Annotated in this window: 9 protein-coding genes; 3 read left to right on the forward strand and 6 right to left on the reverse strand. The window is 68.7% G+C overall.

All coding sequences use genetic code 11. From position 1 onward, the window contains the following. Positions 1 to 109 precede the first annotated feature (109 nt). On the reverse strand, positions 110 to 784 hold the full coding sequence (locus AB0N89_RS40475; protein ID WP_364216882.1) for a hypothetical protein: 675 nt from the start codon (positions 782 to 784) through the stop codon (positions 110 to 112). After that, the gene (locus AB0N89_RS40480) at positions 781 to 1,497 is read right to left on the reverse strand and encodes a MerR family transcriptional regulator (RefSeq protein WP_364216885.1); all 717 of its coding nucleotides are present in this window, start codon (positions 1,495 to 1,497) and stop codon (positions 781 to 783) included. The genes AB0N89_RS40475 and AB0N89_RS40480 overlap by 4 nt, the downstream gene beginning before the upstream one ends. Positions 1,498 to 1,645: 148 nt before the next feature. Here AB0N89_RS40480 and AB0N89_RS40485 point away from each other — a divergent pair, with 148 nt between their 5' ends. Together AB0N89_RS40485 and AB0N89_RS40490 are read left to right on the forward strand one after the other, a co-directional pair. Beyond that, on the forward strand, positions 1,646 to 3,103 hold the full coding sequence (locus AB0N89_RS40485) for an alpha/beta hydrolase (protein ID WP_364216888.1): 1,458 nt from the start codon (positions 1,646 to 1,648) through the stop codon (positions 3,101 to 3,103). Positions 3,104 to 3,280: 177 nt separating this feature from the next. Further along, a complete protein-coding gene (locus tag AB0N89_RS40490) occupies positions 3,281 to 3,964 on the forward strand; it encodes a GPP34 family phosphoprotein (RefSeq protein WP_364216891.1) in 684 nt (227 codons plus the stop codon). A gap of 1 nt (position 3,965) precedes the next feature. On the opposite strand, the gene AB0N89_RS40495 is transcribed toward AB0N89_RS40490, so the two are convergent. After that, positions 3,966 to 4,373 (reverse strand): DUF6069 family protein, encoded by a 408-nt coding sequence (locus AB0N89_RS40495; protein WP_364216894.1) that lies wholly within the window; start codon positions 4,371 to 4,373, stop codon positions 3,966 to 3,968. 145 nt (positions 4,374 to 4,518) lie between these two features. Here AB0N89_RS40495 and AB0N89_RS40500 point away from each other — a divergent pair, with 145 nt between their 5' ends. Further along, positions 4,519 to 4,668 carry a tetratricopeptide repeat protein gene (locus AB0N89_RS40500; RefSeq protein WP_364216905.1) on the forward strand — a complete coding sequence of 50 codons (150 nt, stop codon included), beginning with the start codon at positions 4,519 to 4,521 and terminating at the stop codon, positions 4,666 to 4,668. Positions 4,669 to 4,702: 34 nt separating this feature from the next. Here AB0N89_RS40500 and AB0N89_RS40505 read toward each other — a convergent pair whose 3' ends face one another. The 3 genes from AB0N89_RS40505 to AB0N89_RS40515 all read right to left on the reverse strand — a co-directional run bounded on the left by AB0N89_RS40505 (position 4,703) and on the right by AB0N89_RS40515 (position 9,147). Then, positions 4,703 to 6,748 carry an MDR family MFS transporter gene (locus AB0N89_RS40505; RefSeq protein ID WP_364216897.1) on the reverse strand — a complete coding sequence of 682 codons (2,046 nt, stop codon included), beginning with the start codon at positions 6,746 to 6,748 and terminating at the stop codon, positions 4,703 to 4,705. A gap of 171 nt (positions 6,749 to 6,919) precedes the next feature. After that, a complete protein-coding gene (locus AB0N89_RS40510; protein ID WP_364216900.1) occupies positions 6,920 to 8,080 on the reverse strand; it encodes an HAF repeat-containing protein in 1,161 nt (386 codons plus the stop codon). 143 nt (positions 8,081 to 8,223) lie between these two features. Continuing rightward, the gene (locus AB0N89_RS40515) at positions 8,224 to 9,147 is read right to left on the reverse strand and encodes an aminoglycoside phosphotransferase family protein (RefSeq protein ID WP_364216902.1); all 924 of its coding nucleotides are present in this window, start codon (positions 9,145 to 9,147) and stop codon (positions 8,224 to 8,226) included. Positions 9,148 to 9,251: the final 104 nt, after the last annotated feature.

The following is a 9,251-nucleotide window of genomic DNA, read 5'->3' on the forward strand; positions in this document are numbered from 1 at the left end:
GACCGGCAGGTGGGCGAGTCAGACACGCACCACCGCGCCCGGTCCGTGAAGGCCTCCTTCCCTACCTTGAGAGTAGGGAAGGAGGCCTTCACGGACCGGCGCCCCCGGGTCAGGAAGAGACGGTGTCGATCAGCCGGTTGAACCGGAGTCTCGTGGCACGTTCGACGGCGGAAAGCACCCCGGCGACGGTCAAGACGACGGTCCCCCATGTGGGCAGATCGACCGGCGAGACGAACCTGCCGACATGCTCGGCGATCGCCGGAACGCGAGTGATGGCCTCGACACCGTGCATGAGGCTGATGACGAGCGCCGTCAGGAGGATCAGCAGGGTCACCGCGCCGACGGCCGCGCTCGTGCGCGGGAACCGCCGCCCGAATCGCGCCCGCAGTCCTTCCTGCGACCGATCGTGCGGGCGTAGCGCGCGTTCGGTGCCGTCTTCGGCGACGAAGTGGATGCGTTTCAGCCCGAACGCGCTGGTGGCGACCTCGATGACGCCGCCGGGCACCGGAAACGACGTCGGCAGGTTGGATCGATGGATCTGGACCCCGTCCAGGTACAGCGCGGCAGGACTCTTCCCGACCGCGTCTTCGTGCTGCTTCCGGCTTTTCGCTTCGGCCAGGTGCCGGACATCGACCGCGTAAACGTGGGTTTCCCCGGACGGCGTCACGAGATCGAGGAAGAGCACCGAACGGGAGAACAGCTGCCAGAGCCGGTAGTCCGGGAGCACACTCCCGTCACCGGGCCTGACCTTGCCGAGCTGCCACCGTCGTTTGAGGTTCTTCATGGTCCTTTCTCTTTCTTCTCGATCAGGGTGTTCAGTCGCCGCAGGACGTCCAGCTGCGCCGGGTTGTACAGCTCCGCCAGTCCTTTGAGGACCATCGGTTCGGTCAGCGCCACTCGCGTCCTCGCGTCCGTCAAGGACGGCTGCGCCGCGATCTGATCGCGCGCGACAGGGGCGAGAGTCTCGGCCAGCCGTTGTCTCGTGGCTTCGTCGGCGTCGGCAGGCAGCGCGTCGAGCTCCGCATGAACCGGATGACGAGGGGCCGCGTGCAACTCGCGCACCGTGTCCATCGTCTTCGCGTCCAGCACCCGCGAGAAGACCATCAGCATCGAACGCTCCACTTCGGACAGATCGGCGACGTTCCCGTCGAAGCCCGGCGGGAGGTCGACGAGGCTGCGGCGGTCCAGGATCAACGCCAGCTCCTTCCGCATCCGCTCCTGCCGTTCGATGCTCGCCTTCAGTTCGGCGTCCAGCGCGCGCAACGTCCGCTCCGCGTTCCCGTCCGACTCCTCCATCGCCTCGATGTCGGACAGCGGCACGCCCAGGTCGACGAGCCGCCGGATCCGCAACAGCCGGATCAGATGCGTGACGCGGTACCGCTTGTACCCGTTCGCGCCTCGTTCCGGCTCGTCGAGCAGACCGATCCGGTGGTAATAGCGGACGGTCTTCAGGGTCGTGCCGGCCAGGTTCGCCAGCTCGCGTGTGCTCCAAGCCATCCCCCGGAGTGGACACCATGCCCCTGGGGCACAGTCAAGAAAGATCACCGGATGGCGCCACGGCGAAGGTCCTTCTTGACCATGCCCCGAGGGCACGGTCTCTACTCAAAACGGACAGCCACCCGACTTTGTCACCCGAGGGGAAGCCATGCGGAGAGCCTTGACCATCGTCGTCACCGCGGCCACGGCCGCGGTGATGCTCGCACCACCGGGACTCGCTCAAAACGGCCTGAAATGGGGCGAGTGCCCCGCCGACGTCGCCAAACCGGGCCTGCAGTGCGCCACACTCGACGTCCCGCTCGACCACCGGAACCCGGACGGGGAACAGATCCGGCTGGCGGTCTCCCGGCTGGCGAGCAAGAACCCCGACAAACGCCGGGGCGTGCTGCTGACCAACCCCGGCGGACCGGGCGGCAGCGGCCTCGACTTCCCGGGCGGGCTCGTCGACCTCGGCCTGCCGCAAAGCGTGCTGGACGGCTACGACATCATCGGCTTCGACCCGCGTGGGGTTGGCCGGAGCACCCCGGTCACTTGCGATCTGACGACGGAGCAGCAGTACAGGGGCAACATCCCGCCGTACGCGCGGGACGCGGCCGACGTGGTGACGCACGCCCGGAATTCGAAGACCGTCGCCGAGCAGTGCGCCGGGTCCGAGACGGCGAACATGCTCCCCTACGTCTCGACCGCGGCCATCGCGCGCGACATGGACCGGATCCGCGAGGCGCTGCACGAGGACAAGCTCTCCTTCCTCGGCTACTCCTACGGCACCCACCTCGGCGCCGTCTACACCACGCTGTTCCCCGACCGCGGCGACCGGATCGTGCTCGACAGCAACCTGGTCCCGGGCGGTCTGGACCGGACCGGGAGCAGGCTGTTCGGCAAGGGCATGGAAATCCGGTTCCCGGACTTCGCCGAGTTCGCGGCGGCACGTCCCGAATACGGTCTGGGCACCACCCCGGAAGCGGTGACCGCGAAGTATTTCGACCTCGCCGGCCGTCTCGACAAGGCACCGGTGCAGGGCTACGACGGTGCGTTGTTCCGGATCGCGACCTTCGGCTCCTTGTACCGGGACAGCCGGATGCCGGGGTTGGCCGAGCTCTGGCACGCGCTCGACACGGACCAGCCGCCACCACCGGCGGCCGCGGCGGACCTGGCGGACGCCCCGCAGAGCCTGGAGAACAAGGTGGCCAGCCACCTCTACGCGGTCTGCAACGACTCCCGCTGGCCGAAGTCGGTGGGCACTTACCTGCACGACGTCTCCGTCGACCGGAAGCGCTACCCGATGTACGGCGCGGCCGGGGCGAACATCCGCCCGTGCGCGTTCTGGCAATCCGAGCCCGCCGAACCGCCCGTGCGGGTCGGTGACAAGGGTCCGTCGAACGTGCTGCTGGCACAGAACACCCGCGACCCGGCCACTCCGCTGGCCGGCGCCGAACAGATGCGGCGCGCCCTCGGTGACCGGGCCCGGATGGTCACCGCCGATCAGGGCGGTCACGGCGTCTACCTGATCGGCGCGAACAAATGCGCCAACGACACGGTCACCGCGTTCCTGACCACGGGCGAGCGGCCGAAGGACGACCGCACCTGTGTGGCGGAACCGGCTTGACCTCCTCCGGTGCCGGGCTGGTCCGCGCCAGGACCGGCCCGGCACCTTCCTTCGAAGACCAGTCATTCGAGCGAATCGACGACGTATGACGCTGTGTCACTGGTCCCGCCGCCACCCACGTAAGACCATCGAAGGACGTCCACGCCTCCGTGGACGACGTGGAGAACGGGGAGAACAGTGCAGAACGACCTGCTGATCGTCGAGGACCTGCTCCTGCTGCTGCTCGACGACGAGACCGGGACCCCCGCGGCGGCGGGCACTCTGCCGTACATCCTCGGCGGCGCCGTGCTCGCCGAACTCGCCCTGCTCGACAGGGTCGAGACGGGAGATCCTTCCGCGTTGAACGGCCCCGAAATCATCGCGGTGGGCGACGGTCCCCTGCCCGACCCGGTGCTGCAGGCCGCGTACGACCGGATCGCCGGGAAAACCCAGCGTGTGCAGCCACTCCTGCTCGCGATCGGCGGAGACCTCTGGAAGACGCTGACCGACAGGCTCATCGAACGCGGTCTCATCCGGCGTGAGAAGAAGCGAGTGCTCGGCCTGTTCCCCATGACCCGTCTGCCCGCGGCCGACACGCGGCACGAGGCGGCGCTCCGGGAGGAGATCCGCGCCGTGCTGGTGGAGGACAAGACCCCCGACCCGCGCACCGCCGCGGTGACCGCTCTGCTGTCCGCGAGCGGCGCGCTGCCCGCGCTCCGGCCCACCCTCGCGTGGTCGGCGAAGGTCTACAAGCGCGCCAAGGAGATCGAGCACGGCAATTGGGGCGCCGAGGCCGTCAACGCCGCCGTGGTCCGCACGGCCGCGGCGATCGCGGTGTCCACCGCCGTCGTGGCGGTCACCGCCACCACCACCGCGACGTAGCTCAGCGAACCAGCCTGCCCGCCCGGATCGCGGAATGGAGAACGCCTGACAACGTGCCGGTGATCAGCACCCCCAGCAACAGATTCCCGGCCGCCGTCGCGATCCGGGCGCCCTGATCGGCGTCGATGCTCAGCGGGATGATCACGGTGATCGCCGTCAGCAGCATGATCGACACGAAGAACGACTTGGCGCGCGGCGTTCCGATCAGGAGGAGATGCAGCAACCCGGTCGCGACCAGCGCGGCGACCGCGGCTCCCACCGCGTAGGCCGCCGCGCCGATGCCGCCCCGCACTCCTTCTCCGAGCGGGACCAGTACGGGCACCCCGAACAGTCCACTCGCGACGAGGATGACCACGATCGCGGCCAGTGCCTGCCCACCACGAAACGGTGCCGCGTTGTCTCCCGTCATGGTCCGCTCCGCGATCTCCCTGTGCCCGGAACGCCTTGCCGTCACGGAAACACAGCGGATCCCGGCCGTAATCCCCCGATCCGGGTGAGTACGGCCTCCTGAGCGCGATCCGATCACCCTCGGCCGCCGCGTGAACCACGGCGTAATGCTCTATCACCTGGGCCGACGGGAAACCGCCGAACGAGAACAACGCTCCACCTTGGAACTCTGCGAGCGGATCCTCGGCACGCGGCACCCGATCACGAACGGATGCCGGCTCAGCCTGCAAACGATCCGGGGCCCCGTCGAGGGGTGAGGCAAGGCGGCCACACCACCATCTCCAGTTCCGCTCAGACGACGGCCGCGTGCTTCCCGCTCGGCTGGTCTTCGGCGGCCTGGTCCAGGATGCGGTTCGCGACCCGGCCGAGCGCCTCGTCGAGTTCGTCGTGTCCGTCCAAACCCCAGTCCCGCAACCGCTCGGCCAGCCAGTCCTTCCACGCCCGGATGAGCTTTTCGAGTTCGGCCCGTCCCGCCTCCGTCGTGGCCCATTCCCCGGACCTGAAGACTAGGTGCCCGGTGAACTCCAGGCGTGCGAAGGCGGCTTCGAACACCTCGGGCGGGATGCCGTAGCGATCGCCGATCACCTTCAGGGTCGTGGGTTTGTCCCGCCGTTCCCGAAGCCGGATCTGCCCCAGGCACCACAGCCCGCCGGTGTCGAGCTCACATCCGGACTTCGCGAGGACACCCGCGGAAGCCGCTTTTCCGTCTCGTGCCAGCAATCGGCCGACCGCGCGTTCGAGATCCTGGTCGCCGTTGCCCGACTCGGGCATGGCGAAACCCTCGCCGAGGTCCGGCGCGGCCGCTCGCGAGGTGTCCCGCAGCGGAACCTCCTTGAGGAAGAAGGCCAGCACCAGCGCCACGAGCCCGACCGGCGCGGCGTAGAGGAACACCGTGTGCAAGGAATCGCTGTACGCCTGGATATACGGCGCCGACACGGACTCCGGCAGGGCGTGGAGCGCGTTCGGGACCTGCACGGCCCTCGGGTCGATTCCGGGCGGCAGCGGGTGTTCCGCGACCGCCGCGGCCATGTTCGGCGCCAGCTGGTTGGCGTAGATCGTGCCGAAGATGGCCGCACCGAAGGAGGAACCCAAGGATCGGAGGAACGTCACGCCGGAGGTCGCCACGCCCAGGTCGCGGTAGTCGGCGGTGTTCTGCACGACGATCACCAGGACCTGCATGCTCAGGCCGATTCCCAGGCCGAGGACGGCGAAGTAGAGGGACATCTCCCAGAACCCGCTCGTCGGGGTCAGCCGCGAGAGCAGGTACAGGCCGAGCGTCAGCCCGATCCCGCCGGCGATCGGGAAGATCTTGTACCGCCCCGTTTTGCCGACGATGTTGCCCGCGAAGATGCCGGCCACCAGCAGCGCGATCACCATCGGCAGCATCCGCACGCCCGAACTGGTCGCCGAGATGCCGTGGACGTACTGCAGATACGTCGGCAGGTACGACAGCGCGCCGAGCATCGCGAAGCCGACGACGAAGCTCAGGATCGCCGAGACGGTGAACACGGGATTCCGGAACAGCCGCATCGGCAGGGTCGGTTCCTTCGCGCGTTTCTCCGCGAAGACGAACAGCACCAGCAGGATCACCGAGCCGATCGACATCCCGATGATCGTCGGCGAATCCCACGCGTACTGCGTGCCTCCCCAGCTCGTGACCAGGGTCAGCCCGGTCGCGGCCAGGCCGATCAGCAGGATGCCGAGGTAGTCGATCACCGGCCTCGCCGCGGCCTTCACGCTCGGCATCGCGCTCGCCGCCACGATCAGCACGACGACCGCGATCGGGACGTTGACGTAGAACGCCCACCGCCACGACAGGTGGTCCACGAACAGCCCGCCCAGCATCGGGCCGAGCACCGTGACGACGCCGAAGACCGAACCGAGCACACCCTGGTATTTGCCCCGCTCGCGCAGCGGCACGACGTCGGCCACGAGCGCGGTCGCGGTGACCATCAGGCCGCCCGCGCCCAGCCCCTGCACCGCGCGGGCGACGATCAGCCAGATCATGTCGTCGGCGAACCCGCAGAAGAACGAGCCCACCGTGAACACGATCACCGACAGCTGGAACATCAGCTTGCGGCCGAACAGATCGCCGAGCTTCCCGACGACGACGGTCATGATCGTCTCGGCGAGCAGGTACGACGTGATCACCCACGACAGATGCCCGGCGCCGCCGAGATCCCCGACGATCGTCGGCAGCGCGGTCCCCACGATCGTCTGATCGAGCGCCGCGAGCAACATCCCGAGCATGACCGCACCGAACACCGCGTTCCTGCGCTTGTGGCTCAGCACCGGCGGGGTGACGTCCGGTCTGCCGACCTCGGCGGTCGTGGTCATCGAGTCTCCCTCACGTCGGGCATCCAACGTAAGACAGCCCAGGGGTGCGGCGCACTTCGATGATCACCCGATCCGGTGGTCCTTGCGAGGGTCCGAAATACGCCGGTCCGTGAAGGCCTCCTTGAGGGACTCTGGGTCCCTCAAGGAGGCCTTCACGGACATGCGGCCGGGCTAGCCGAGCGTCCAGTACACCGCGTGGCTCTTGCCCGCGGCGGTGTAGGCGGTCCCGGCGACGCGGCCGCCGTCGGTGATCCGGTAGCCCCGGCTGCTGGTGCCGCCGGGCAGCGTGCCGAGCTGCCTGCGTTCCCCGTTCCGGAACCAGACTGTCGCCTGGCTCTTGAAGGTGCCCGCCACGGTGCCGTCGGCGTTGACCGATTCGGCGTCCGCGCCCCGGCCGTCGTCGGGCAGGGCGATGACGTGACCGTCGAGGTCCCAGAGCACCGCCGACCGCTTCGGCGGATTGAGATAGCCGGAACCGACGACGTAGCCGGTGGAGCCGATCCCGTACACCCAGACCACATGGGGGCTGGGCCATTCCATCGGGTGCCGCACGCCGGCCTGGTCCCACCTCGCCGGGACGCCGGGTCCGCTGCGGGTGTCGTTCACGACCCCGGCGATCACGCCGCTGCCGTTGATCACATGGGCCCCGCTGCTGTAGGCCAGCGGTTCCAGCTCGGTGATCGGCCCGCCGTTCACCCACCGCGCGGACTGGTTCGCCCCGGTGCGGAACCCGCCGCCCGCGATGATGCCGCCGTCGGCGGAGATGTCCTCGGCCATGCTCCAGGTCTCACCGGGCAGCGCCCCCAGATCGACGACCGTGCCGTCCGGGTCCCAGCGGAAGCCGTGGTACTGGTTACCCGGTGTCGACCAGCTCCCGACGACGACGTTCGTGTCACTGATCGCCCACGAGAGGGCGTTGTGATAGCCCGCCGGAAGCTGGAGCTGGGTCGCCTGGCCCGCGGCGTCCCAGCGGGTCGGCACCGCGGTGACCGACGTCAGCACATAGCCGGCGGAAACCCCGCTGCTGTTGATGTCGCGCACCTGGCCCTCGGTACCGCCCGGCGTGGGCAGTGCCGTGATCTGGCCGTTGGCGTCCCAGCGAACCGGATGATCGAACCTCGGGTTCCTGCCCGCCTGCGACAGCCCCACCATCACCCCGGCCTCGTTGACCGCCAGGACCGTACTTTCGTCGTCGCCCGGCAATGTGCCGAGATCAACCGGTCCGACCGGGGTCGCTCCCGCGGTCCCCGTCATCAACCCGGTGGCCACGACGACCGCCGCCGCCATCGACAACGCCCGTCTTCGTCCCGAGGGCACACGATTCCTCACCATGACGACTCCCCAATCCCGATTCGATTGCCTGTGCAGCGCGGACCCCGGTGCGACCGTAAGGCAATCGCTCCGGAAATGGCTCCTGCCGCGATCACGTTCCACACGAACAGCCGAAGGGCGAGGAAATGGCGGTATTTTTGACCTCAGCGGCGACTGTCCGCGTATTCGGAAAAGATTCCGTAAAGGACGCGGCGCGCGTTCACGGATTCCTCATCGGACCGGCCCGTGGTCTGTGCACAGGCGACCAGCGTCTTCCACAAGGCCCAACCACGTCCGCGTGCCCAGGTCGCCTCGTCGACGGACAGCCGTTCGCGGAACGCCTGCCTGCCGTCGGCGGTCAGCAGCGTCCAGGCGATGGCCAGATCGCACGACGGATCGCCGACGCCACAGGTCCCGAAGTCGATGACGGCCGCCAGGTGTCCGCCGTCGAGCAGGAGATTCCCCGGTGCCATGTCGCCGTGGAACCAGCGATCCGTTCCGTCCCAGGGCGTGTCCACCGCGGTCTGCCAGATCTCACGGGCCGTCTCGACGTCGATGTCCCCGTCCAGTGCGGCGAGCGCGCGCCCGGTGGTCGCGTCGTAGGTGCGCAGGGTGGCGCCACGGAACCAGTTGTGCTTACCGGGCTGGGGACCGCCGGTGACCTCGATGCTTTGCAGCGCGGCCAAGAAACCTGCCAGGTCGAGGGCGAAGCGGACAGGGTCGGCGACGCGGTCCGCGCTCGCGGGTTCGCCCTGGACCCACGGATAGATCGACCACGGAAAGGGGTAGTCCGCGGCGGGGCTCCCCATCGCCAGCGGGACCGGGATGGGGAGCGGTAACCGCGGAGCGAGCACCGGCAGCCAGCGCTGTTCCTTCTCGACGGCCAGGGCGTACTCGGCGGCGCTCGGCAGGCGCACCACCATCCCGTCGCCGAGCCGGAAGGTGAAGTTGTCCCAGCCGCCCTTGTCCACCGGCCGGACCGGGATGCCTGCCCACTCCGGGAACTGATCGGCGATCAACCGGCGAATCTGTTCCACGTCGACGGTGATGCGCTGGGGCACGGGCCCCAGATCGGGAATGCTGCTCAAAGCCGGAATCCTCGCTCGGGGTGGTCGTGAGGGGGGGGTGGGGTGTTATGGCCCCAAGCCACCCCACCAACACACCCCCCCCCCCCCCCCCAATTAGGCGTTAT

The organism is Amycolatopsis sp. NPDC089917 (assembly GCF_040684635.1).
Lineage (GTDB): Bacteria > Actinomycetota > Actinomycetes > Mycobacteriales > Pseudonocardiaceae > Amycolatopsis.

Coding starts and splice junctions, on each gene's coding strand:
- AB0N89_RS40475 (WP_364216882.1), bottom strand. CDS start 784: ATGAAGAACCTCAAACGACGGTGGCAGCTCGGCAAGGTCAGGCCCGGT.
- AB0N89_RS40480 (WP_364216885.1), bottom strand. CDS start 1,497: ATGGCTTGGAGCACACGCGAGCTGGCGAACCTGGCCGGCACGACCCTG.
- AB0N89_RS40485 (WP_364216888.1), top strand. CDS start 1,646: ATGCGGAGAGCCTTGACCATCGTCGTCACCGCGGCCACGGCCGCGGTG.
- AB0N89_RS40495 (WP_364216894.1), bottom strand. CDS start 4,373: ATGACGGGAGACAACGCGGCACCGTTTCGTGGTGGGCAGGCACTGGCC.
- AB0N89_RS40500 (WP_364216905.1), top strand. CDS start 4,519: ATGCTCTATCACCTGGGCCGACGGGAAACCGCCGAACGAGAACAACGC.
- AB0N89_RS40505 (WP_364216897.1), bottom strand. CDS start 6,748: ATGACCACGACCGCCGAGGTCGGCAGACCGGACGTCACCCCGCCGGTG.
- AB0N89_RS40510 (WP_364216900.1), bottom strand. CDS start 8,080: ATGGTGAGGAATCGTGTGCCCTCGGGACGAAGACGGGCGTTGTCGATG.